This is a genomic window from Streptomyces sp. NPDC005408 (assembly GCF_040606445.1).
GTDB lineage: Bacteria > Actinomycetota > Actinomycetes > Streptomycetales > Streptomycetaceae > Streptomyces.
The window spans coordinates 78,436-102,239 of the sequence record NZ_JBEXEX010000002.1 but is presented as its reverse complement, the minus strand read 5'-3'; the positions used below and the strand labels follow the sequence as shown (position 1 = coordinate 102,239).

Annotated in this window: 23 protein-coding genes; 8 read left to right on the top strand and 15 right to left on the bottom strand. The window is 71.1% G+C overall.

What is annotated here, in order from left to right:
- Positions 1-157: 157 nt before the first annotated feature.
- On the bottom strand, positions 158-1,162 hold the full coding sequence (locus ABZS64_RS02500) for an SGNH/GDSL hydrolase family protein (protein ID WP_355822771.1): 1,005 nt from the start codon (positions 1,160-1,162) through the stop codon (positions 158-160).
- 140 nt (positions 1,163-1,302) lie between these two features.
- Between ABZS64_RS02500 and ABZS64_RS02495 the strand changes: the two genes are divergently transcribed.
- The gene (locus ABZS64_RS02495; RefSeq protein ID WP_355822268.1) at positions 1,303-2,691 is read left to right on the top strand and encodes a cystathionine beta-synthase; all 1,389 of its coding nucleotides are present in this window, start codon (positions 1,303-1,305) and stop codon (positions 2,689-2,691) included.
- Positions 2,692-3,047: 356 nt separating this feature from the next.
- Here ABZS64_RS02495 and ABZS64_RS02490 read toward each other — a convergent pair whose 3' ends face one another.
- From ABZS64_RS02490 to ABZS64_RS02470, 5 genes are all read right to left on the bottom strand, one after another.
- Positions 3,048-3,470 (bottom strand): hypothetical protein, encoded by a 423-nt coding sequence (locus tag ABZS64_RS02490; protein WP_355822266.1) that lies wholly within the window; start codon positions 3,468-3,470, stop codon positions 3,048-3,050.
- Positions 3,471-3,782: 312 nt separating this feature from the next.
- Positions 3,783-4,718 (bottom strand): ABC transporter substrate-binding protein, encoded by a 936-nt coding sequence (locus ABZS64_RS02485; RefSeq protein WP_355822264.1) that lies wholly within the window; start codon positions 4,716-4,718, stop codon positions 3,783-3,785.
- A gap of 11 nt (positions 4,719-4,729) precedes the next feature.
- Positions 4,730-5,395, bottom strand: coding sequence for an ABC transporter permease (locus ABZS64_RS02480; RefSeq protein ID WP_355822262.1), 666 nt, complete (start codon positions 5,393-5,395; stop codon positions 4,730-4,732).
- A 1-nt stretch (position 5,396) separates the two neighbouring features.
- The gene (locus ABZS64_RS02475; protein WP_355822260.1) at positions 5,397-6,041 is read right to left on the bottom strand and encodes an ABC transporter permease; all 645 of its coding nucleotides are present in this window, start codon (positions 6,039-6,041) and stop codon (positions 5,397-5,399) included.
- Positions 6,038-7,087, bottom strand: coding sequence for an ABC transporter ATP-binding protein (locus ABZS64_RS02470; RefSeq protein WP_355822258.1), 1,050 nt, complete (start codon positions 7,085-7,087; stop codon positions 6,038-6,040). Before ABZS64_RS02470 ends, ABZS64_RS02475 begins: the two co-directional genes overlap by 4 nt.
- 141 nt (positions 7,088-7,228) lie before the next feature.
- Between ABZS64_RS02470 and ABZS64_RS02465 the strand changes: the two genes are divergently transcribed.
- Positions 7,229-8,737 (top strand): aromatic amino acid ammonia-lyase, encoded by a 1,509-nt coding sequence (locus tag ABZS64_RS02465; RefSeq protein ID WP_355822769.1) that lies wholly within the window; start codon positions 7,229-7,231, stop codon positions 8,735-8,737.
- On the opposite strand, the gene pqqE is transcribed toward ABZS64_RS02465, so the two are convergent.
- Genes pqqE through pqqA form a run of 5 tightly spaced genes read right to left on the bottom strand, consistent with a single transcriptional unit; the run spans position 8,709 to position 11,912 of the window.
- On the bottom strand, positions 8,709-9,878 hold the full coding sequence (gene pqqE / locus ABZS64_RS02460) for a pyrroloquinoline quinone biosynthesis protein PqqE (RefSeq protein ID WP_355822256.1): 1,170 nt from the start codon (positions 9,876-9,878) through the stop codon (positions 8,709-8,711). The two genes, ABZS64_RS02465 and pqqE, sit on opposite strands and share 29 nt — an antisense overlap.
- A complete protein-coding gene (pqqD, locus tag ABZS64_RS02455; protein ID WP_355822254.1) occupies positions 9,875-10,147 on the bottom strand; it encodes a pyrroloquinoline quinone biosynthesis peptide chaperone PqqD in 273 nt (90 codons plus the stop codon). Before pqqD ends, pqqE begins: the two co-directional genes overlap by 4 nt.
- On the bottom strand, positions 10,144-10,866 hold the full coding sequence (gene pqqC, locus ABZS64_RS02450; protein WP_355822252.1) for a pyrroloquinoline-quinone synthase PqqC: 723 nt from the start codon (positions 10,864-10,866) through the stop codon (positions 10,144-10,146). Before pqqC ends, pqqD begins: the two co-directional genes overlap by 4 nt.
- Positions 10,863-11,762, bottom strand: coding sequence for a pyrroloquinoline quinone biosynthesis protein PqqB (gene pqqB, locus ABZS64_RS02445; RefSeq protein ID WP_355822250.1), 900 nt, complete (start codon positions 11,760-11,762; stop codon positions 10,863-10,865). Before pqqB ends, pqqC begins: the two co-directional genes overlap by 4 nt.
- A gap of 9 nt (positions 11,763-11,771) precedes the next feature.
- Positions 11,772-11,912: a pyrroloquinoline quinone precursor peptide PqqA gene (gene pqqA, locus ABZS64_RS02440; RefSeq protein ID WP_355822248.1), complete on the bottom strand. Its 141-nt coding sequence runs from the start codon at positions 11,910-11,912 to the stop codon at positions 11,772-11,774.
- Positions 11,913-12,154: 242 nt separating this feature from the next.
- Between pqqA and ABZS64_RS02435 the strand changes: the two genes are divergently transcribed.
- Complete coding sequence (locus ABZS64_RS02435) at positions 12,155-12,991, top strand: MurR/RpiR family transcriptional regulator (RefSeq protein WP_355822246.1); 837 nt, start codon at positions 12,155-12,157, stop codon at positions 12,989-12,991.
- Positions 12,992-12,998: 7 nt separating this feature from the next.
- Here the strand turns inward: ABZS64_RS02435 and ABZS64_RS02430 are convergent, their stop codons facing one another.
- Positions 12,999-14,324 (bottom strand): diaminopimelate decarboxylase, encoded by a 1,326-nt coding sequence (locus ABZS64_RS02430; RefSeq protein ID WP_355822244.1) that lies wholly within the window; start codon positions 14,322-14,324, stop codon positions 12,999-13,001.
- A 118-nt stretch (positions 14,325-14,442) separates the two neighbouring features.
- Between ABZS64_RS02430 and hutU the strand changes: the two genes are divergently transcribed.
- The 4 genes from hutU (at position 14,443) to hutI (ending at position 20,425) form a co-directional block, all read left to right on the top strand.
- Positions 14,443-16,107 carry a urocanate hydratase gene (gene hutU / locus ABZS64_RS02425; protein WP_355822242.1) on the top strand — a complete coding sequence of 555 codons (1,665 nt, stop codon included), beginning with the start codon at positions 14,443-14,445 and terminating at the stop codon, positions 16,105-16,107.
- Between the two features lie 260 nt (positions 16,108-16,367).
- Positions 16,368-17,612 (top strand): allantoate amidohydrolase, encoded by a 1,245-nt coding sequence (locus ABZS64_RS02420; RefSeq protein WP_355822240.1) that lies wholly within the window; start codon positions 16,368-16,370, stop codon positions 17,610-17,612.
- A complete protein-coding gene (locus tag ABZS64_RS02415) occupies positions 17,603-18,952 on the top strand; it encodes a formimidoylglutamate deiminase (protein WP_355822238.1) in 1,350 nt (449 codons plus the stop codon). Before ABZS64_RS02420 ends, ABZS64_RS02415 begins: the two co-directional genes overlap by 10 nt.
- 300 nt (positions 18,953-19,252) lie before the next feature.
- Positions 19,253-20,425: an imidazolonepropionase gene (gene hutI / locus ABZS64_RS02410; protein WP_355822236.1), complete on the top strand. Its 1,173-nt coding sequence runs from the start codon at positions 19,253-19,255 to the stop codon at positions 20,423-20,425.
- Here hutI and ABZS64_RS02405 read toward each other — a convergent pair.
- The 3 genes from ABZS64_RS02405 to ABZS64_RS02395 form a co-directional block, all read right to left on the bottom strand.
- Positions 20,404-21,270 carry an SDR family oxidoreductase gene (locus ABZS64_RS02405; RefSeq protein ID WP_355822234.1) on the bottom strand — a complete coding sequence of 289 codons (867 nt, stop codon included), beginning with the start codon at positions 21,268-21,270 and terminating at the stop codon, positions 20,404-20,406. The genes hutI and ABZS64_RS02405 overlap by 22 nt on opposite strands.
- A 71-nt stretch (positions 21,271-21,341) precedes the next feature.
- On the bottom strand, positions 21,342-21,764 hold the full coding sequence (locus ABZS64_RS02400) for a hypothetical protein (RefSeq protein ID WP_355822232.1): 423 nt from the start codon (positions 21,762-21,764) through the stop codon (positions 21,342-21,344).
- Between the two features lie 513 nt (positions 21,765-22,277).
- Complete coding sequence (locus ABZS64_RS02395; protein WP_355822230.1) at positions 22,278-23,006, bottom strand: hypothetical protein; 729 nt, start codon at positions 23,004-23,006, stop codon at positions 22,278-22,280.
- A gap of 90 nt (positions 23,007-23,096) precedes the next feature.
- Between ABZS64_RS02395 and ABZS64_RS02390 the strand changes: the two genes are divergently transcribed.
- Positions 23,097-23,792: an aspartate/glutamate racemase family protein gene (locus ABZS64_RS02390; protein WP_355822228.1), complete on the top strand. Its 696-nt coding sequence runs from the start codon at positions 23,097-23,099 to the stop codon at positions 23,790-23,792.
- Positions 23,793-23,804: the final 12 nt, after the last annotated feature.

Below are 23,804 nucleotides of genomic sequence, written 5' to 3'. Positions count from 1 at the left end.
CGGCTCGGGGCAGTGGGGCTGGGTGCCCCACAACCCCAATACTCCTGCGGCTTTGCCGCGGAGAACCTGTGGGTTTCGCGGGCGAGCCGCGGCGGGGGCCCGGCGCGGCCGCGCAACGGCCCCCAAGAACCCGCGCCGGACGGCGCCCGGCGCCCCCTTACGCCTGGCTCGCCTCCGACGCGGGCGAAGGGGACGGTTCCGGGGGCGTCGCGGACGGTGTCGGGAGGCGGCGGCGTCGGCGGTGCTTCAGGAGGGCCCAGGGGGCCCTGGCGGCCGTGACCTCCGTGCCCGCCTGCTTCGCCGCCGTCGCGGCCGCCTTCGCCACCGGGAGCATGTCCTCGTGGCGGTCCGCCTCCAGGCGGTCCGATTCCGGCCAGACTCCGAGCACCGCGCAGAGCGTCGGCAGCATCGCCATCGCCGCCGTCGCGTAGCCCTCCGCCGACGGGTGGTAGTTGTCCGCGCCGAACATCTCCCGCGGGTTCGCCGCGAACTCCGGGCCGAGCATGTCGCCCAGCGACACCGTCCGCCCGCCCTGCTCGACGACTCCGATCGTCTGCGCCGCCGCCAGTTGCCGCGAGACCCGCCGCGCCAGGTACCGCAGCGGCTGGTACACCGGCTCGATCGTGCCCAGATCCGGGCACGTGCCCACCACCACCTCGGCACCCGCCGTACGCAGCCTGCGCACCGCGGACGCCAGAAAGCGGACGGACTGCGTGGGCGGCATCCGGTGCGTGACGTCATTCGCGCCGATCATGATCACGCACACGTCCGGCGTCCGCGCCCGGTCCGCCAGCAGCAGCGTCACCTGCCGCTCGAGATCGTCCGACTGCGCCCCCGGCAGCGCCACGTTGCGGACCTCCACCGCCCGCTCGGCCACCGCCGCAAGACCGGACGCCAGCAGCGCCCCCGGCGTCTGCCCCGCCCGTCGTACGCCCTGGCCCGCCGCCGTCGAGTCCCCCAGGATGCCGAGGATCAGTGGATCACTGCGCCCGAAGGCCAGCCCGTACAGCCCGTCACCGCGCGGTGGTAGAGGGGCCGTGCCCCCGCCCACGGAGCGCTTCGCGAGCTGGACCTCCGCCAGAACCAGCCCCACGGCAGCCGCTCCGAGCAGGCCGATGCTGCCGCCCCCGTAGGCCGCGCCCGCCGCGATGCGCCGTGCCACCCTCGCCCTCGACACAGTCCCAGCCACCTCCTCGTAGCTCTGCTTCGGTCATCAGCTAACTGCCCCGTGGCGACCGTCGCCCAATCACCCGCTGCTCCGCTTACGCTGGCCGCATCACTACGGAGATCCCGGAGAACATTGTGCGCATCCACCACTCGATGATCAGTCTCGTCGGCAATACCCCGCTGCTGAAGCTGAACAGCGTCACCGCAGGCATCCAGGCGACCGTCCTGGCCAAGGTCGAGTACTTCAACCCCGGGGGGTCGGTGAAGGACCGCATCGCCCTGCGCATGATCGAGGCGGCAGAGGAGAGTGGAGCGCTGCAGCCCGGCGGCACCATCGTCGAGCCGACCAGCGGCAACACCGGCGTCGGCCTTGCGATCGTGGCCCAGCAGAAGGGCTACAAGTGCATCTTCGTCTGCCCGGACAAGGTGTCCACGGACAAGATCAATGTGCTCCGTGCGTACGGCGCCGAGGTCGTCGTCTGCCCCACGGCCGTCGACCCCGAGCACCCCGACTCGTACTACAACGTCTCCGACCGGCTGGTGCGCGAGACGCCCGGCGCCTGGAAGCCCGACCAGTACTCCAACCCGAACAACCCGCGCTCGCACTACGAGACCACCGGCCCCGAGCTGTGGGACCAGACGGACGGGAAGATCACCCACTTCGTCGCGGGCGTCGGCACCGGCGGCACGATCTCCGGGACCGGCAACTACCTCAAGGAGGTCAGCGGCGGGAAGGTCAAGATCATCGGCGCTGACCCGGAGGGCTCCGTGTACTCCGGCGGCTCCGGCCGGCCCTACCTCGTCGAGGGCGTCGGCGAAGACTTCTGGCCGACTGCGTACGACCCGACCGTGACCGACGAGATCGTCGCCGTGTCCGACAAGGACTCCTTCCAGATGACGCGCCGCCTCGCCAAGGAGGAGGGCCTGCTCGTCGGCGGCTCCTGCGGAATGGCCGTCGTCGCCGCACTCCGCGTGGCCGAGGGGCTCGGCCCGGACGACGTCGTCGTCGTACTGCTGCCGGACAGCGGCCGCGGCTACCTCTCCAAGATCTTCAACGACGAGTGGATGGCGGACTACGGCTTCCTGGAGGGCTCGGGCCCGTCCGCGAGCGTGGCCGACGTGCTGCGCGACAAGGAGGGCGGCAAGATCCCGAGCCTGGTGCACATGCACCCGGAGGAGACGGTCGGCGAGGCGATCGAGGTGCTCCGGGAGTACGGGGTGTCCCAGATGCCGATCGTGAAGCCCGGCGCGGGCCACCCGGACGTGATGGCCGCGGAGGTCATCGGCTCGGTCGTCGAACGCGAGCTCCTGGACGCGCTGTTCACCCAGCGGGCCGCGCTCGGCGACCCGCTGGAGAAGCACATGAGCTCGCCGCTCCCGCAGGTCGGGTCCGGTGAGCCGGTCGGGGACCTGATGTCGGTGCTCGGTGCGGCGGATGCGGCGATTGTGCTGGTCGAGGGCAAGCCGACGGGTGTGGTGAGCCGTCAGGACCTGCTGGCATTCCTGGCCAAGGGCGGCAAGTAACCCGTAGGAACGCGGTTTCGCACAATCGGTACGCGCGTGTCACGTACGCGCAGCACCGGCTTAACACGCGTCCTGCACAGTGGTGGATGTCGGCAGGGGACCGGGCAGGAATCCCGGCCGGCACCCATAGCGGCGTCTAGGACCTCCGGAGCGGCTCCCGGACCTCCCAAGACGCCCTGGACGCGGAGACCGGCCCTGACCCGGGACCGTGTCCCACGCGGGGACCGCCGTCGTCCCGCCCCCCGGTTCGCCGGGGGTGCGGCGGTCCCCGCCACAGCCTTTTCACCGGGGCCCGGCCCCGGGCTCCCGAGCCGGGGCTCTGCCCCCGGACCCCCGCGCCACGGGCGAGTCCCGGGTCAGTCCTCCCAGTCGGACTTGTCGCGCTCGCGCGACCGCCGCGTCCAGGGCCAACCCCTCGCCGCATGCGCGGCGTTCACGCCGACGATGCCGAACCAGGCCACGATCAGGCCCTCCAGGTCGGCGTTGACCACGGCGATCGCGGACAGCGGGATGGCCAGGATCAGCGAGATGACCGCGAAGCCGAAGCGCTCCCCGAAGTTCCCCCCCGAGGTCTGCGGCGGGCGGGCGCCTCGGGCGACCACCATCTGCTGCTCGGCGAGCTGGCGGCGGACACGGCGGTCCACCGTGCCGTCGAGCCGTTGCTCGACCTTCTCCAGAAACGATTCGACGAGTGCGGCGTCGTACTCTTCCCCCAGCTCACGGCGTGCGTGCAGGGTGGCGTCGAGCTCCTTTTTGAGCTCAGGGTCGCGGGCTTCCATAACCGTTCACGCTACGGGCGGGCCGCGCCCGCGTCAGTGGGGGTAGCCCCACTGTTTTCCCGTAGGGGTACCTGGGGGGTACGGCTCGCGCGAGATCAGGTATTGACGACCTCTCCCGGCCTGAGCCGTGAGATTCCCTTCGTCCACCCAAGGGTGGGCGACTGGGCTTCACGCGTCCGCCGGCTGCTCGTACACGTACATGCGCTGCTCGAGGGCTTCGTTCCACAAGGCGCGCCGAATGCCCCCACACGGTCAGGAGCCGTTCCTGCGCCCGGGTGGGGTATAGCAGGTACCGGCGCCCCATTGTGTCCCCTACTTCTTGGTGAGCCCGTGCTGCTTCGCCCAGGTGTTCGCCACGTCCTCGGGGTCCTTCTTGTCCTTGTCGACCTGCCGGTTGAGCTCGGTCAGCTGCTCGGTCGTCAGTACGGCGCCGAGCCGGGCCAGCGCCTTGCGCACGGTCGAATCGGCCTTGCGGTCGGCGATCAGCGGGACGACATGCTGCCCGGGGACGAGGTTCTTGGGGTCCTCCAGCACGACCCAGCCCTCGGCCGTGATGTCGGTGTCCGTCGTGAAGAGGTTGGCGACGTCGACGTCGCCCTTCTTCAGCGCGCCCTTGACCAGCGGCCCGGAGGAGTCCAGCGACTTGAACTCCTTGAACTCCACGCCGTATTCGTCCTTCAGGCCGACGACGCCGACGACCCGCTTCTTGACCTCGGGGGCCGCGCCGATGACCAGCTTGCCGTTCTGCTTGGCGAGGTCGGCGAGGGTCTTCAGGCCGTACTTGTCGGCGGTTTCGCGGGTGACGGCGAAGGCGTCGGAGTCCTCGGCCATGCCGTACGGGAGGATCTGCAGGCCGCCCGGGAGCGCGACGGCGAGGGCGTTCTGCATCTCGCCCTCCTCGGTGGCCTTCGCCTTCGGGTCGAGGTAGTGCAGCAGCGCGCCCTGGTACTCGGGCAGCAGATCGATGTCGCCGCCCTTCAGCGCGGGGATGAGGATCTCGCGGGTGCCGAGGTTGGGGCGGACCTTCGTCTTCACACCGGCTGCTTCGAGCACGGACGCGTACAGGAAGCCGAGTATCTGGTTCTCGGTGAAGTTGGCGGTGCCGATGGTGACGCCGTCCTTGCTGGAGCCGCTTCCTGACAGGTCGCCGCCCTTGCCTTCGAGGGAGGTGATGCCGCTGCTGCAGGCGGCGAGCGCGGGGACGGAGGCCGCGGCGAACAGGCCGCCGAGGAGGGTACGTCGGTTCATGGTGAGGCTCCTCAGGCTGTACGGCGGTGTCGGAACAGGACGCGCTGGAGGGCGGCGAGGCCGAGGTCGAGTACGACGGCGACGACCGCGACGAGGACGGCGCCGCCCAGGACCTGGACGAGGTCGCGCTGGGCGAGGCCGTCGAAGACGTACCGGCCCAGACCGCCGAAGCTGACGTACGCGGCGATGGTGGCCGTCGCCACGACCTGGATCAGGGCGAGCCGCAGCCCGGTCATGATCAGCGGCAGCGCGAGCGGGATCTCGACCTGGAGCAGGACCTGGTGGCCGCGCATGCCCTGGCCGCGGGCGGCGTCCTTCACCTCGGGGTCGACGGCGGTCATGCCCGCGTAGGTGTTGGTGACGATCGAGGGGACGGCGAGGGCGACCAGCGCGACGTACACCGGGGTCATCGACAGGCCGCTGGCGAGGAACACCAGGACGACGAGACCGACGGTGGGCAGCGCGCGCCCGAAGGAGGAGAGGTTGATGGCGAGGAAGGCGCCGCGGCCGGTGTGGCCGATGAGCAGGCCGACGGGCAGTGCGATCACGGCGGCGATCAGGGTCGCGAGCAGCGAGTACTGGAGGTGCTCGGTGAGCCGGTGGGCGATCCCGTCGCTGCCGGACCACTGTTCGCCGCTGCTCAGCCAGGAGCCGAGGTTCTTGAAGAGCTCGTACATCTCAGTCCTTGCCCTTCCTGGTCCAGGGGGTGAGGACGTATTGCACGGCGACCAGCAGCGCGTCCGCGATCAGTGCGAGAAGGAGGGTGAGGACGACGCCCACGACCACGGGGGTGGGGAAGTTGCGCTGGAAGCCGTCGGTGAAGAGCTGGCCGAGTCCGCCGTCGCCGATGTATGTGGCGACGGAGACGAGCGAGATCGACATGACGGTGGCGATCCGTACGCCCGCCATGATCACGGGCAGTGCGAGAGGCAGCTCGACGGTGAGCAGGGTGCGCAGGGGGCGCGTGCCCATCGCCTTCGCGGCCTCCTTGGTCCTGGCCGGTACGGAGTCGAGGCCCTCGACGGTGTTCCGGAGCAGGACGACGAGCGTGTAGATCGTCAGGCCGATGACGGTGGTGGTGCGGGTCAGCCCGGAGACCGGGAGGAGTAGCACGAACACGGCGATGGAGGGGATGGTGAACAGGACGTTCGAGAGCCCGAGGAGGAACCCGCGCAGGGGGCGGACCCGGTGCGCGACGACGGCCAGGGGCAGCGAGATCAGCAGCCCGAACAGGACGGCGGTCAGGGCGGCTTGGAGGTGGGAGAGGCTGAGGGTGGTGAGATCGTCGGCGTGGTCGGATATCCACGACCATTCGATGGTCATGCGACCACCCGCGCGGCGGCGTGTGCGGTGCCCGCGTGCTCGTGGATGTCCTCGCGCGAGGTGACGCCCGTCAGGACGCCCGCCGCGTCGACCCGGGCGACCAGGCCGGCGGGCGATGCGACGGACTCGTTCAGCGCCGAGAGCAGCGAGTCGCTGTCGCGCAGCGGCCGTACGGGGAGCAGGTCGCCGGAGGCGTCCGCTTCCTTGTCGCGCCAGCCGAGCGGGGCGCGCGCCTCGTCCAGGGCCAGTTCCCAGCGGCCGCCTTCGGGCGCGGGGCCCTGCGGAACGTCCGCCAGGGTCGACAGCGACAGCAGTTTCAGCCCGCGCTCCGCGCCGAGGAAGTCCGCCACGAAGTCGTCCGCAGGGCGGGCCAGCAGTTCGGCCGGGGACGCGCACTGGACGAGATGGCCGCCCGTGCGGAACACGGCTATCCGGTCGCCCAGCCTGACCGCCTCGTCGATGTCGTGCGTGACGAAGACGATCGTCTTGCCCAACTCCTGCTGAAGGCGCAGCAGTTCGTCCTGGAGCTGGGTGCGCACCACCGGGTCGACCGCGCCGAACGGCTCGTCCATCAGCAGTACCGGCGGGTCTGCCGCCAGCGCGCGGGCCACCCCGACGCGCTGCTGCTGGCCGCCGGAGAGCTGGTGCGGGTAGCGCCTGCCCGCGTCGGCCTGCAGGCCGACCGTCTCGAGCAGCTCGGCCGCCCGTGCCCGCGCCTTCTTGCGGCCCCAGCCGAGGAGCAGCGGCACGGTCGCGATGTTGTCGAGGACCGTGCGGTGCGGGAACAGGCCGGACTGCTGGATGACGTATCCGATGGAGCGGCGCAGCTCCGCCGCGTCCTGGGTGAGGACGTCCTTGCCGCCCACGTGGATCGTGCCGGAGGTCGGCTCGACCATCCGGTTGATCATGCGGAGGGTGGTGGTCTTACCGCATCCGGAGGAGCCGACGAGGACGGTGATACCGCCGTCGGCCATCTCCAGGTTGAGGTCGTTCACTGCGGTTGTGCCGTTGGGGAATCGCTTGTTCACTGCTTCGAATTTGATCATCAGTGGTCCCTTGCCCGGCCTGCATATAGTCATGCAGAGTTCTCGGTATCTGAATAGGTTGTCAATGCCCCGGGGTAAATCGCTGGTTACGGATGCTCGGAAGGCAAGACGAACCGTCCGAAAAGGAGGGGTTTACGCGTGATGTCGTCCCACATGGTGGACTCACCCACCGGCATCGTGGTCCTCGACGGACAGAGCCTCCCGGTCGCGGACATCGTCCGGCTGGCCGACGGCGCGGCCCGACCCGTGCCCGGATCCGAAGCGATGAAGCGCGTCGAGGTCGCCTGGGACGTCGCGCGCGAGCTCGCCGCGTCAGGGCGCGTCTACGGCCGCTCCACCGGCGTCGGCGCCAACCGGAACGAGGACGTGCCCACCGAGTCGGCCGCGGACCACGGTCTCCGCCTGCTGCGTTCGCACGCCGGAGCGATCGGCGATCCGCTGCCCGCACGCGAGGTCCGCGCCATGCTCGCCGTCCGCGCCAACCAGCTGCTCGCGGGCGGCGCCGGCCTGCGCCCGGGAGTCGTCACCGCGCTCTGCGAGGCGCTGGAGAGCGGCGCCCATCCGGTGGTCAACGAATTCGGCTCGGTCGGCACCGGCGACATCGCCGCCCTGGCCCAGATGGGCCTCGCGCTCGCCGGTGAACACCCCTGGGAGGGCGGCCCGGCCCCCGAGGCCCAGGCCCTCGACAACAACGACGCCCTCGCCCTGATCAGCTCCAACGCCCTCACTCTCGGGCAGGCCGCGCTCGCCCTGGACGAGCTGCGCGCGCTCGTCTCGGCCACCGAGCTGGTCGGCGCGCTCTCGCTCCTCGCGGTCGACGGCTCCTACGAGGCGTACGCGGAACCCGTGCACGCGGCCCGCCCGCACCCCGGCACATACGCCGTCGCGGCCAGGATGCGCCGGCTCCTCGGCGCGCCCGAGCGGCCGACCCCCCCGCTCGGCCGCATCCAGGACCCGTACGGCTTCCGCTGTCTGCCGCAGATCCACGGGCCCGCGCAGGACGCGGCGGACGCGCTGGAGCGGACCCTGGCCGTCGAGATCAACGCGGCCGCCGAGAACCCTCTGATCCGCCCCTCCACCGTGTTTGATCCAGCACCGGCCGCGTACCACCACGGTGGCTTCTACATGGCCCAACTCGCCCTGGACCTGGACCACTTCAGGCTTGCGATCACCCAGACCGCCCGGCTGTCCACCTCCCGGCTCTCCGCCCTGAACGAGCCCGCCTTCACCCGGCTGCGGCCCTTCCTCGCGGACGCGGAGGCGGCCAGCTCCGGCGTGATGATCCTCGAATACGCGGCGGGCGCGGCGCTCGGCGATCTGCGGGCCTTCTCCGCCCCCGCCTCGCTCGGCCATGCGGTCCTGTCCCGTGGCGTCGAGGAGCAGGCCAGCTTCGCCTCGCTGGCGGCGCGTCAGACGCTGCGGGCGTCAGGGGCGTACCGGCTCGTCGTCGGCTGTGAACTTGTCGCCGCCGTACGGGCGTTGCGTCAGCGCGGACTGCGGCCCGATCCCGGACTCCCGGTGGGCAGGGCCTTCGAGCTGGCCGAGTCGGTCCTCGACGAGGAATTCGCCGACCGGCCGCTCACCGATGATGTGACGGCGGCGGCCGCGCTGCTCGACCGGTTCACGGACCTGATGAGCGAGCCGGCATGAGCGCCCCGGGGCTTCGGTACACGAACGGGGGCGTCTGCGTCCCGGCCACGCTGTCGTCGGCCAGCGCCCTGACGATGCCGTGGTCCGGGGACAGTCCGCACGCCGGATCCGTACGGGCGGCGTCACCGGTGAGTGCGTACGCCTGGCAGCGGCACCCGCCGAAGTCCTCGTCGCGGCGGGAACAGCTGCGGCAGGGGTCGGCCATCCAGTCGGTGCCGCGGTAGCGGGTGAAGGCCCTGGAGTGGTCCCAGATCCATGCCAGTGGGTGGTCGCGAATGTTCGGCGGGTCCAGGTCCGGCAGGGAGGCCGCGGCCGGGCAGGGCAGGACTGTGCCGTCCGGGGTGACGGTGAGCGAGACCGCTCCCCACCCGCCCATGCACGGCTTCGCGACGCCGTCGAAGTAGTCGGGGACGACCCAGACCAGGTCGGGCCGCCCTGGCTGCCCCGCTCTGTCGCCGGGGCCGGGGCCGGGGGAGAATCGCTCACGCCACCGTTCGACGGCGTCCCGCGCGCGGGACAGCTGGTCCCGGGTGGGGAGCAGCGCGGCGCGGTTGAGCAGACCCCAGCCGTAGAACTGGGTGTTGGCCAGCTCGATGCGGTCCACGCCCCAGGCCAGGCCCAGTTCCACGATGGCGTCGATGGCGTCGAGGTTCTCGCGGTGCAGGACGACGTTGAGACCGAGGGGGAGTCCCATGTCCCGTACGAGCGCCGCCGCCCGCTCCTTCGCGGCGAAGGACGTGCGACCGGCGATCCGGTCGGACGTGCGCGGATCGGCATGCTGGACGGACAACTGGACGCTGCGCAGCCCGGCGCCGGCCAGCTCTGTCAGCCGGGCCTCGTCGAGGCCGGTGCCACTGGTGACCAGCTGCGTGTAGATCCCGGCGGCTTCGGCCGCGGTGACGATCTGCTCCAGGTCCGGGCGCAACAGCGGCTCGCCGCCGGAGAGATGGGTGTGGACGACGCCGAACTCACCGGCCTGACGCATCAGGTCCGCCCAATGCTCGGTGGTCAGCTCGCGCGATCGCCGCGTCAGCTCCAGCGGGTTGGAGCAGTACGGGCAGTGGAGCGGGCAGGCATGGGTGAGTTCGGCCAGCAGGGCCCAGGGGCGGGCGGGCGCGGTGGCCGGAGCGGGAGAGGTCATTGGAGCCAGCCCTCCTGGAGCAGACGGTCGAGGAAGGACGGGACGTCGGTGGCCACCGGAGCGCCGGGGAAGCGTTCGGCCAGCTCGTCGACGATCCCGCGGACGCTGCGGGTGCCGTCGCACAGGCCGACGACCGTTGCGGCCCGGCCCGTCAGGACGACGACGCGTTCGGGAAGGACGAGCAGGTCCGCGTCGCGCACGCGGTCGTGCCGCAGCACGATGGCGGGGGACAGTACGGGCCGCCAGCCGGTCCCGGTCGCTGCCTTCATGCCTGCTCCTCGCGGCCTGCCCGGTCCACGGCGTCGAGCAGCGACCACAGGACGTCGCACTTGAAGCGGAGCGCTGCCACGGCACGTTCCTGGTCGTCCCAGGTACGGGCCCAGTTCACGACGAGGTTCAGCGCCTCGGCGCTGTCGCGCCGGCCCTGGGAGACACGGGTGCGGAAGTAGGCGAGGCCGTCGGCTTCGATCCACGGGTAGTGGCGTTCGAAGGCGTCGATGCGGGTGCGCATCAGGTCCGGGGCGGACAGTTCGGTGAGCGAGGCGGCGACGGCTTCGAGGGGCGGGCGCAGGCGGCAGAAATTGACGTAACCGTCGACTGCCAGCCGTACGCCCGGCAGCACGGTGTCGGCCGAGAGCAGCGTCTCGCGCTCCACACCGGCCGCCTCGCCGAGCCGCAGCCACCGCTCGATGCCGCCCTCACCCTCTGCCTGCCCGTCGTGGTCCTGGATACGGCGCAGCCACATGCGGCGCAGCGCGGGAGTGTCCAGCTTGGCGGCGATCAGGGCGTCCTTGACGGGGATGTGGCGCTGGTAGTGGAAGCGGTTGGCGATCCAGCGGCGGAGTTCCGCCGGGCTGAGGTCGCCGCTGTGCATCCGCAGGTTGAAGGCATGGCGGTCGTGGTACCGCTCCTCCCCCACCGCGCGCAGACGTGCCTCGAACTCGGCGGGGCTCCAGAGCTCCGCGAGCGGGGCGAGTGCTGTGGTCACAGCTCGATCTCCATCCCGTCGTGCGCCACCTCGATGCCCAGCCGGGCGAGCCGCTTGTGCTGCGGTGCCGCCGGGTCGACAAGAGGGTTGGTGTTGTTGAGGTGTGTGTAGAGGCAGCGGGCATCCAGCGGGGCGAGGAGCTCGGCGGTTCCGCCGGGACCGTCGATCGGCAGGTGCCCCATGCCAGTGGCGGTGCGGGAGGAGATGCCGGTGCGGCGGGGCTCCTCGTCGTCCCAGAAGGTGCCGTCGACGATGACGAGATCGGCTTCCGCGGCGGCCTGTTGGAGGTGATCGGGCCAGGCGGCCAGGGCGGGGGCGTAGACGGCGGATGTACCGGAGGCGGGGTCGTACAAACGCAGCGCGATGACCCACGCGTCGTCGTCCGGGGCGTCGGCGGCGTACCGAGGGCGCTTGCCGGACACCGGGATTGCGCTGATGTGCAGGGCGGCCGCGCCACCGTCAAGCGGCTCGGAGCCGCGCAGCGGCAGCTCCCGCCAGGTCACTGAGGTGTACGGGCCCAGCACCGCGCCGAGGTGCAGGCGGTCCATGAGCGCCTGACGGACCGGGGCCGTCGCGAGCACCTCGAGGCCGTCCGCCTCCCGCAGCCGTGCGATGCCCAGGGTGTGGTCGAGTTCGGCGTCGGTGAGGACCAGCCCGGCGACCGGTGTCTGCCGGAGCCCGGGTCCCGGGTGGAGTCCGGGCTCGGCTTCGATCTGGTCGCCGATGTCGGGTGTCGCGTTGACGATGTACCAGCGGCCTTCACCTGCCTGGACGGCGAGCGAGGCGTGACGGCGGCGCCGGTGCGGATGGGCGCGTGCCCCGGAGCATCCGGGGCACGCGCAGTTCCACTGGGGGGTTCCGCCGCCTGCGGCCGTGCCGAGCACGTGCAGCAGCATGGCGGCGGGCTAGCGGGAGTTGAGCGAGTAGGCGGTGACCTCGAGCGCGGTCTCGACGACCACGAATCCTGGCGCCTGCCAGGGGGTCTGGCTCGTCTCCTCCGCAGAGGTCTGCTTGACCAGCTCAGCCTGTTCCTTGGTGTCGTTCATCGGTCCTGCCTGCCTTTCCGTGGGGGAGTTACGGGTTGCCGGGGCCGGGGCCCCGGTCTCGGTGATCCGCAGGGGCCGCGACTCTCTGTCGAGAAGTCTTGACCGTGTGCGAGCGGCGTACCACTTGGATTGACCCGTCAGTGACCCCTTGCTCGGATCCTCGCGGCTGCATATGGTCATGCAGAGCGCACTGTGACTGAATAGGTGCGGATGGGAGGCGTGATGGCGCTGAGGGGGATGGCATGAACGACAGCCCGGCGGCGCGACTGCAGCAGCTCTTCGAGGGTCACCGGCTGACCCCCACGCAGCGGCGGATCGCGCACAGCATGGTGCGCCGGGCCGCCGACGTGCAGTTCCTGTCCAGCGTGGAGCTCGCCGAGGTCGCCGGGGTCAGCCAGCCGTCCGTCACCCGCTTCGCCGTGGCCCTCGGCTTCGACGGCTATCCGGCGCTGCGCAAGCATCTGCGGGAGGTCGCGCCCGCGGAGAGCGAGACGGGCCCGGACGAGTACAACGAGTACCAGCAGGCGGTGCAGGCCGAGATCGAGAATCTGCGCCATCTCGCCGACCTGCTCGCCGACCCGTCCCCGGTCGAGCGCGCGGGCCGACTTCTCGCCGCCTCCCGGCCGTTGCCGGTGCTCGGACTGCGCGCCGCCTCCTCGCAGGCCCGCGGCTTCGCGTACTTCGCGGCTAAGGTGCACCCCGACGTACGCCTCCTCGACGAGGGCGGCACGATGCTCGCCGACCGGATCGACGCGGCCCGCCTGGCCGGTGCGAGCGCGCTGCTGTGCTTCGCCCTCCCGCGGCACCCGAAGGAGGTCGTGGAGGCGCTGGCACACGCGCGCTCGGCGGGCCTGAAGGTGGTGACGGTCGCGGACTCGGCCTTCGCGCCGGTCGCAGGCCACAGCGACCTGCTGATCCCGGCGGCGGTCGGTACCGGCCTGGCCTTCGACACGGCGTGCGCGCCGATGCTGCTGGGGCGGGTGCTGCTCGAGGCGATGTGCGACGACCTGCCCGACGCGCAGGCGCGGCTGGAGGAGTTCGACGCGAGGGCGGCGGCGCGGGGCTTGTTCGTGGAGTAGTGGGGGCTCAGGGGGTGAGCAGCGCGTCCGGCTGCGCGCCGCCCGATTCGGCGACGATCTCCTCCAGGCTCTGCGCGGCCCGTACGGTCGCGAACCGCGTCGCCGCAGCGTCGTCCGGACCTTTGGTGAAGCCGTAAATCCCGGGCCGCGGAAGGCTGTTGTAGCCGTAGTGGTTGGAGAAGTAGTACGCGCCCGTGTCCAGCGCCGCGATCACATCGCCCTGCTCGAGCAGCGGCAGCGGACGCGCCTCGGCGAGCAGGTCGCCCGCGAAGCAGGCGGGCCCGGCGATGTCCTGCACGACGGAGGCACCGCTCTTGGGCCGGCCCTTGGAGTCGTACGCGGCGATACGCAGCGGCCAGGAGGCCGGGTCGTAGACGGTACGGGTGGCGATCTGCACACCCGCGTGGGTCACCGCGATGGGGCGGCCGCCGGCGGTCTTGGCGTACTCGACGCGGGCGAGGACCGTGCCGTGCTTGGCGAGCAGGGAGCGGCCGAATTCGGTGACCAGCCCGTAGCGGCCGTCCAGCAGCCCGGGGACCTGCTCCTTCAGCAGCCGGGCGTACTCGGCGAAGGTCGGGGTCTGCTCGTCGGAAGAGAAGTTGACGGGTAGGCCGCCGCCGATGTCGATCGTGTCGATCTGCTGCTGCCCGGCGGCGGTGTTGATCTCCTCGGCGAGCTCGTACACCGCGCCGATGGCCCGGGTCATGAGGGCGAGCGGCATGCCCTGCGAGCCGGAGTGGGTGTGCAGCCGGGTCAGCCAGGGGCGGTCGAGACAGGCGCGTACGACCCAGTCGCGCGCACCCTCGTCGCGCAGCGCGACACCGAACTTCGAGGTCGCTGTCGCTGTGGACAGGGCTCCGATCGCACCGCCGCCGACCTGCGGGTTCACGCGGAGGCCGAGCGGGGACCTGACGGTCGAGGTCCCGACGAGTGCGTCGATCCGCGCCAGCTCCTGCGGGTTGTCGGCGTTGAGCGCGATGCCCAGTTCCAGTGCCTCGCGCAGCTCGGCGGGGGTTTTGGCGGGCGAGTCGAGGACCGTGCGGTCGGGGCGTATGCCCGCCGTCCTGGCCAGCGCCAGCTCGCCCGGGCTCGCGACCTCCGCGCCGATGTCCTCGTCCCGCAGCAGGGCGAGTACGGGGACGAGAGGCGCGGCCTTCACGGCGAAGGCGTGCAGCACGGGCGCATCGGTGACGGCGGCGAAGGCGGCCCGCAGCGCTGCGGCGGACGCCCGGATGCCGGTCACGTCGAGGAGGGCCGCGACGGGCTGCTCCTCGCTGACAAGACCCTGCTCCACCGCTGCTCGTACGGCCTGATCCCGACGGTCGAAAGGCATGTGTGCCAGCCAATCATCCGGGCGGCCGCACCGCAGCTGTTGACTAAGACTATTCAGACCCGCAGGATGTGAATAGAACAGCCAACAGTGATGGTCGCAGTCGCGAGGAGGCATTGCCATGTCAGGACCCCGCCCCGTACGGGCACCGCGCGGTACGGAACTGAGCGCCCTGGGATGGCAGCAGGAAGCCGCCCTGCGCATGCTCCAGAACAACCTCGACCCCGAGGTCGCCGAGCACCCCGACAAGCTCGTCGTCTACGGCGGCACGGGCAAGGCCGCGCGTGACTGGCGCTCCTTCGACGCGATGGTGCGCACGCTGCAGACGCTGAAGCAGGACGAGACGATGCTCGTCCAGTCCGGCCGTCCCGTCGGCGTGATGCAGACGCACGAGTGGGCGCCGCGGGTGCTCATCGCCAACTCCAACCTGGTCGGCGACTGGGCGAACTGGGAGGAGTTCCGGCGCCTCGAGGCCCTCGGCCTCACCATGTACGGGCAGATGACGGCCGGGTCCTGGATCTACATCGGCACGCAGGGCATCCTCCAGGGCACCTACGAGACCTTCGCCGCCGTCGCCGCGAAGAAGTTCGGCGGCACGCTGGCCGGGACGATCACGCTGACCGCGGGTCTGGGCGGCATGGGCGGCGCGCAGCCGCTCGCCGTGACCATGAACGACGGCGTCGCGATCTGTATCGACGTCGACCCGCGCGCGATCGAGCGCCGTATCGAGCACCGCTACCTGGATGTCCGCGCGAACTCCCTGGAGCACGCGCTCCAGCTGGCCGTCGAGGCGCGCGACGCCCGCAAGCCGCTCTCCATCGGCCTCCTCGGCAATGCGGCGGAGCTGCTGCCGCGGATGCTCACCGAGGGTGCGCCGATCGACATCGTGACCGACCAGACCTCGGCCCACGACCCGCTCGCGTACCTGCCGCTGGGTGTCGACTTCGACGACATGGCCTCGTACGCAGCGGAGAAGCCCGCGGACTTCACACAGCGCGCGCGTGAGTCGATGGCTCGCCATGTGGAGGCGATGGTCGGCTTCATGGACGCGGGCGCGGAGGTCTTCGACTACGGCAACTCGATCCGTGGCGAGGCCCAACTGGCCGGTTATGAGCGGGCGTTCGACTTCCCCGGCTTCGTTCCCGCCTACATCCGGCCGCTGTTCTGCGAGGGCAAGGGCCCGTTCCGCTGGGCTGCGCTCTCCGGTGAGGCGTCGGACATCCACAAGACCGACAAGGCCATGCTGGAGCTCTTCCCCGAGAACGAGTCCCTGCACCGCTGGATCAAGATGGCCGGGGAAAGGGTCCACTTCCAGGGCCTGCCGGCGCGTATCTGCTGGCTCGGTTACGGCGAGCGGGACAAGGCGGGCGAGCGCTTCAACGACATGGTGGCGAGCGGTGAGCTGGCGGCCCCGCTGGCGATCGGCCGCGACCACCTGGACTGCGGCTCGGTGGCGTCCCCGTACCGCGAGACCGAGGCGATGCTGGACGGCTCCGACGCGATCGCGGACTGGCCGCTGCTGAATGCCATGGTGAATGTGGCCTCCGGCGCCTCGTGGGTGTCGATCCACCACGGCGGCGGCGTCGGCATGGGCCGCTCCATCCACGCGGGCCAGGTCTCGGTGGCGGACGGCACGAAGCTGGCGGGCGAGAAGATCCGCCGCGTCCTGACGAACGACCCGGGGATGGGCGTCATCCGGCATGTCGATGCCGGGTACGACATCGCGGAGTCGGTGGCGGACGAGCGTGGTGTCCGCGTCCCGATGCGGGAAGGGGACCAGGCGTGACGTCGGACCCCAATCCGGCCGAACCGGCGCCCGAGGACCGGACCCCGGGCGGCGACGCCGCGGCGGGGGCGGACGCTTCGTCGCCGGGTGCGGGCCGGGTTGTGCCCACCGGTTCCGCCCCGCGGAACGATTGCCCACAACCTGTGGGCGACGGCGCGGCCGCGGCCGGGCCCGGGCCCGGTGCAGGCAGTGGAGCACGCGGCGAAGCCGTCGTGCCCGGGGGGCCGGTGGCGCAGCCCCCCCATGCGGCGGAGCCGCAAATGTCACAGCCGGGAAGGGGCGGGGTGGGGGAGAACTCCCCCTCCTTCCACCAGATGTGGCGCGACCTCGCTCCCATTGGGCGGGACGCCACCACCCGCGGCTACCGCCGCTACGCCTGGACCGGCGCCGACGCCGACTGCCGTGCCTGGTTCCAGGCGCAGGCCGAGTCACGCGGCCTCGCCCACGAGGTTGACCGCAACGGCAACCAGTGGGCCTGGCTCGGCGACCCCGCGGCTGGAAACGCCGTCGTCACCGGCTCGCACCTCGACTCGGTTCCCGACGGCGGCGCCTTCGACGGCCCCCTCGGCGTCGTCTCGTCCTTCGCCGCGCTCGACGAACTCCGCGGCAGGGGCGCGGAGTTCACCCGCCCCCTCGCCATCACCAACTTCGGTGACGAAGAGGGCGCCCGCTTCGGGCTCGCCTGCGTCGGATCCCGCCTCGCCTCCGGGCAGCTCACGCGGGAGGCCGCGCACCGCCTGCGGGACGGCGACGGGATCACCCTCCCGCAGGCCATGGAGGCGGCCGGGTACGACCCCTCGCGCATCGGCCCCGACCCCGAACGCCTCGCCCGCATCGGCGCGTTCGTCGAGCTGCACGTCGAACAGGGCCGGGCGCTCGACCTGTCCGGCGACCGTGTCGGCATCGCGTCCGCGATCTGGCCGCACGGCCGCTGGCGGTTCGACTTCCACGGCGAGGCAAACCACGCGGGAACGACCCGTCTCGTCGACCGCCGCGACCCGATGCTGACGTACGCCGAAACCGTCCTCGCCGCCCGCCGCGAGGCCGAACTCGCGGGCGCCGTAGCCACCTTCGGCAAGATCTCCGTCGAGCCGAACGGCGTCAACGCGATCCCCTCGCTCGTCCGCGGCTGGCTGGACTCGCGCGCCCCTGACCAGGCATCTCTCGACACTGTCGTCGCCGGGATCGAGCAGGCCGCGCGCGAGTACGCCGACCGGCACGGGGTGGACCTGACGGTCGTACGGGAGTCGTTCACCCCCGTGATCGAGTTCGAGCACGCCCTGCGCGACGAGATGAACAAGATCCTCGGCGGCGCCATCCCCGTGCTCGGCACGGGTGCGGGCCATGACGCGGGTATTTTGTCCGGATCGATCCCGACCGCCATGCTGTTCGTACGGAACCCCACCGGTGTCTCGCATTCACCGGCGGAGTTCGCCACCGAGGACGACTGCGTGGCCGGTGTGCTCGCACTCGCCGACGTACTGGAGGGCCTGGCGTGCAGCTGACGTACTGGGCGGAACACGCCTGGCTGGACACGCACGTGGAGCCGGGCGTGGCGCTTGAGGTGTCGGACGGCAGGTTCACGGCCGTACGCGAGAGGGTCGAGGCCCCGCCGCAGGGCGCGACCGTGCTGCGCGGACTGACGATCCCCGGCCTGGCGAACGCGCACTCGCACGCCTTCCACCGGGCCCTGCGCGGGACCGTTCAGGTGGGCTCAGGGACCTTCTGGACCTGGCGCGAGGTCATGTACCAGGTCGCATCGCGGCTGACGCCCGAGTCGTACTTCGCCCTCGCCAGAGCCGTGTACGCGGAGATGGCGCTGGCGGGGATCACGGCGGTAGGCGAGTTCCACTATCTGCACCACGCGCCCGGGGGAGCCGCGTACGCCGACCCGAACGCGATGGGCGAGGCGCTCATCGCGGCGGCGGCGGACGCCGGTATCCGGATCACGCTGCTGGACACGGCCTACCTGTCATCCGCCATCAGGAATAAGCACAGCGGTGAGGCGCCCAACAAGCACCAGCTGCGCTTCTCCGACGGCACTGCGGAGGCGTGGGCCGAGCGGGCCTCCGCGCTCAAGGGCAGCGATCACGCGCTGATCGGCGCGGCGATCCACTCCGTACGGGCCGTCCCCGCGGACCAGCTGTCGACCGTCGCGGAGTGGGCGTCGGCCAGGAACGCGCCCCTCCACGTCCACCTGTCCGAGCAGACGGCAGAGAACGACGCGTGCCTGGCGGCCCACGGCTGCACGCCGACGCGCCTCCTCGCCGACCACGGCGTACTGGGCCCGCGCACGACCGGCGTCCACAACACGCATCTGACGAACGAGGACATCGCGCTGCTCGGCGGTACGACGACGGGCACCTGCATGTGCCCGACGACGGAACGCGACCTGGCCGACGGCATCGGCCCCGCGGTGGTCCTCCAGCGGGCGGGCTCCCCGCTCTCGCTGGGCAGCGACAGCCACGCGGTCATCGACCTCCTCGAAGAGGCCCGCGCGATGGAACTCGACGAACGCCTGCGGACACGGACCCGCGGCCACTGGACGGCCGCGGCCCTGCTCCGCGCGGCGACCGCGGACGGCCACGCGGCTCTGGGCCGCCCGGACGCGGGCAGCATCGAGCCCGGCGCGCTCGCGGACTTCACCACGGTGGCGCTGGACTCGGTCCGCACGGCGGGGCCGGTGCCGCGGCTTGCGGCGGAGGCGGCGGTGTTCGCGGCGACGGCGGCGGATGTCCGTCATACGGTTGTGGGTGGCCGTCATGTGGTCCGGGACGGCGTGCACGCCTCCGTTCCGGACGTCCCGGATGCCTTGGCTTCATCGATCGCGGCGCTGCGCGGCTAGGGCCTGTTTGTTGGATCAGGCCGGATCAGTGAGCGGCCCGCCGCGGAGGGGCTGATGTCACTGCGGTGCGTGCGATCGCAAGGCGGAGGAGGGAGCCGACGCGGAGCGTCGGCGACTGACGACAACGCGGCGAGCGTGCGTGCCAGGGCACGCGAGCCCGGCAAGATCCGAACGACAGGCCCTAGCCCCCACCCCGCCCCTTCCCGAACTGGGGCTCCGCCCCAGACCCCGTGCGGGGGCTCCGCCCCGGACCCCCGCGCCTCAAACGCCGGCGGGGCTGAAATTCCCGAAGAGGACCCCATGACCACCACCGCCATCACCAACATCGGCAGCCTCGTCACCAACGACCCCGCCCTCGGCGACGGCACCCCCCTCGGCCTCGTCCCCGACGCCGCCGTCGTTGTCGACGGCGACCGCATCGCCTGGGTAGGTCCCACCGCCGACGCGCCCGCGGCCGACCAGGCCGTCGACGCGGGCGGCCGTGCCGTGATCCCCGGCTTCGTCGACTCGCACTCCCATCTCGTCTTCGCGGGCGACCGCACCCAGGAGTTCAACGCCCGGATGTCCGGCCGCGCCTACTCCGCCGGCGGCATCCGTACCACCGTCGCCGCGACCCGCGCCGCCTCCGACGACGAGCTGAGCGCGAACGTCGCGAAGTACATGGCCGAGGCCCTCCGGCAGGGCACCACCACGTTCGAGACCAAGTCCGGCTACGGGCTCACCGTCGAGGACGAGGCCCGCGCCCTGCGGATCGCGGCGCAGCACACCGACGAAGTCACCTACCTCGGCGCCCACATCGTCTCGCCCGACTACGCCGACGACCCGGCCGCCTATGTCGCCCTCGTCACCGGCGAGATGCTCGACGCCTGTGCCCCGTACGCCCGTTGGGTCGACGTCTTCTGCGAGAAGGGCGCCTTCGACGGCGACCAGGCCCGCGCGATCCTCACGGCGGGCAAGGCCAAGGGCCTGCACCCCCGCGTGCACGCCAATCAGCTCAGCTACGGCCCCGGCGTGCAGCTGGCAGTCGAACTGGACGCGGCGAGCGCCGACCACTGCACCCACCTCACGGACGCCGACGTCGACGCCCTGGCGAACGGCACAACCGTCGCCACCCTCCTCCCCGGCGCGGAGTTCTCGACCCGTGCCGAGTGGCCGGACGCCCGCCGTCTCCTGGACGCGGGCGCGACCGTCGCGCTGTCGACGGACTGCAACCCGGGCTCGTCGTTCACCTCCTCCGTCCCGTTCTGTATCGCGCTGGCCGTACGGGACATGGGGATGACCCCCGACGAGGCGGTCTGGTCGGCGACGGCGGGCGGCGCGGCGGCCCTGCGCCGTACGGACATCGGCCGGATCACGCCCGGCGCCCGCGCGGACCTGGCGCTCCTGGACGCGCCGAGCCACGTGCACCTGGCCTACCGCCCCGGCGTCCCGCTCGTCTCCGAGGTGTGGCGTCAGGGCAAGAGGTGCCGGTAACTGTTCGGGTGGTCGGCCAGGTACTCGGCGAAGCTCTTCGCCGGGTGCCCGGTCAGCCGCGGTACGACATCGGAGACGGTGGCCATCTCGCCGGCGGCGATCGCCTCGTACGAGGACACCCAGCCGGCGACCTCCCAGTCCTCGGCTCCGTAACCCGCCCGTGAGGCGAGGGCCTCCTCGTGCGTCTCCGTCCGGTACATGACGGGGCGTCCGGTGACGCGGCTCAGCTCGTCCGCGGCCTCCGCGAGGGAGAGCGCGGCGGGCCCGGTGATGTCGTACGTCGCCCCGTCGTGACCGTCACCCAGCAGGACGGCAGCGGCCACATCGGCGATGTCATCGTGCGCCACCGCCCCGACCCGCCCGTCCCCGGCGGGCCCGCGGATGACCCCGTCCGCGCCGGCCATGGCGGGCAGCCCGGCCAGGTAGAGGTTGTCGCGCAGGAAGGTGAATGCGAGCCCGGTGCCCCGGATGTGCTGCTCGGTGTGCCAGTGGTCGCGCGCGAAGGTGAACGTGGCATCGGGCGCGGCCCCAAGGAACGAGACGTACACGATCCGCTCGATCCCCGCCGCGACGGCCGCGTCGACGGCGGTGATGTGCTCACGCACCCGGTCGGCCGCCTCGTGCGCCGACACCAGGAACAGTGTCGTCGCCCCCTCCAGCGCCCGGCGCATGGCCTCCGCGTCGCCGTAGGCTGCGGGTGGCGCCTTGACGCACCCGGCAAGCTCCGGCAGCCGCCCCGGATCCCGCCCCAGCAGCCGCGCGCCCACGCCTCGCTCGGACAGCCGCCGCGCGAGACGCCCGCCGATCTGTCCGCCGGCTCCGGTGACGGCGATGACTGGGTGCATGGAGATGTCCTCTCGTAGCGCTGCTTGGTCCGTGCGGCCCCGGCTGCGAATGCCGTTGCCGTCGGCGAGCCTCAGCTGATCTGCGGCGGGCCATCCGGAATGTTCTCAGCGCCGCGACACTTCACGATGTCTTTGGCCGAGACCCGTAGTGTTTCTACGGCGAGTTGGGCAAATTCTTCGCGGCTGTCAGGTGTTGAAGCACGCTTTGTGTATTCAACGTCGACCGTGAGGATCGCAGCAGAATCCGAGCCCTTCGGACAGGAGATGATGAGCCCCGCCCCGTACGGCCCGGCAAACCCGCTCGCCTCGCCCAACTTGATGTGAGCGAATCCTGATTGATTCGCCACCCGTTCGTTGTCGCTTCTCCATTTTTTGGCGATGCCCTGACCGCTGTCGCCGAGTTGGCTGTAGCGGATCGTGATTCCCTGGCCGCCTGCCCAGAGTCCACATTCAGGAATGACCCCGGGCTGGGGGGGGCTGCCCGAACTCGACACCCGATGAGTCCTTGAAGGCAGCCCCTTTCTTTGGCAGCAAGCCGGTGACCAGGGAACCAGAGAGCTTCCCTTGGCAGACACGACTGGGAACGGAAACCGCGGGTTCCGTGGAGGGCCAGAACTTCCAGACCGCCAAGCCGCCCAGCGCGATAATTGTCAGACCTGCAGGGAGGCCCCATGTCTTGATTCTTCTTGCCCTCGATGCGCCGCTGACGTTCATCAACCCGTCCCTGCTTCCCCGTGAGTTCTGACGCAGGCGCAGCCCGAACCATGGATGGATACCTTCCCCGTTGTCCCCATCGTCCCTGTGCGTCCGCCGAAAGGGCGGCGAAGTTCCGTCTCAACGTACCAACTGAGCCGTTCAGCCACTGGGGTTCAGATACACATCACTGCAGTACTTCAGGGCCACCAACTATGTCTGCACAAGAGACTCCCGCGGCGTGCGCATTACGACCACACCTCGCGCGCCGCACCGGCGGCAGCCATTCGCCGGAGGCCCTTTCGGGATCCCTGTTACTGCGGCGGCTCTGGCTGTGGCGGCAGCGGCTGCGGGTTCAACGAGGCCTCCGTCTCCCCTCGTGCCTCGTGCGCGTTCAGGATCAGGATCACGCTCGCGGCCAGCACCCATGCCGCCAGCAGCAGCGGCGTGAACCACGCGCTGAACGGGCCGGCCAGCGACAGCACCGCCACGACGAAGGCGGACCAGCCGAGCCACGCGGGGATCGCATGGGTCTCCTGGGCCGCACGCCAGACGGCGAACAGCATCACCGCCGCACCGACCATCGACGCGATGATCGCGCCGTAGGCCACATCCAGGAGCAGGATCGCGATGAGCGAGGTCTCCGGGACGACCGGGAACACATCGCTGTTCTTCACCGTGATCGCGAACATGTTCCCGGCGAGCGCCGCGACCAGCAGGAACGCCGTGAAGATCGTGCCGCCCACCATCACCAGGTGGGAGCGGTTCCCGGCCAGCCTCGACAGGGCCACCAGGAAGAACAGGAACAGCAGGCCCGCGGCGAGCAGGATCAGCGCCGTGGCTTCCGCCTGGTCCTGGTTGCTCTCCTCCAGGTACCAGAACACGACTCTCCTGATCGCTCCTGTCCCGCTGACGTCGGGTGTGAACGACCACAGCACGTACCCGGCGATCAGCAGCGCCCCGGCCCCCAGACCGGCGATCCCTGGCCACAGGTCTCTGTGCTGGGCGGGCTGGGCGGGTTCTGCGTTCTGCGACGCCATCATGGTGCCTCCCACGGGAGCGTCCCCGAGAAAGGGTCTTTGCCCTATTTTCTCACTCACGGCCCAGTCGGCACGGCGTGGCAGAGTGGAGCGATGAGGACCATCGGGCTGATCGGCGGCATGAGCTGGGAATCCAGTGCGGAGTACTACCGGCTGCTCAATGTGCTCGTACGGGAACGGCTTGGCGGTCTTCACTCCGCCCGCTGCATCCTGCACTCCGTCGACTTCGCCGAGATCGAGGAACTTCAGGTCGCGGGGGACTGGGAGCGTGCCGGTGAGATCCTCGCCGGGGCCGCCCGCGGGCTGCAGGCCGCCGGCGCGGATCTGCTGCTGATCTGCACCAACACCATGCACAAGGTGGCGGGCCAGGTCGAGGCCGCCGTCTCGGTGCCACTGCTGCATCTCGCGGACGCCACCGCCGACGCCGTACGGGCCGAGGGGCTGGGCCGCGTCGGGCTGCTCGGGACGGCCTTCACCATGGAGCAGGACTTCTACCGGGACCGGCTGGCCGGACACGGGATCGAGGTGCTCACGCCGGACGCCGAAGGGCGCGCCCTCGTGCACCGGGTGATCTACGAGGAGCTGTGCCTCGGTGTCGTACGCGAGGAGTCCCGCGTCGCCTACCAGGACGTCATCGGCAAACTCGTCGCGGCCGGTGCGGAAGGCGTCGTACTCGGGTGCACCGAGATCGAGTTGCTGATCGGGGAGAAGGACAGCCCGGTGCCCGTCTTCCCGACGACCCGGCTGCACGCGGAGGCGGCGGTGGACGCCGCACTGGGCGGGCGCTGACGCCCCAGAACG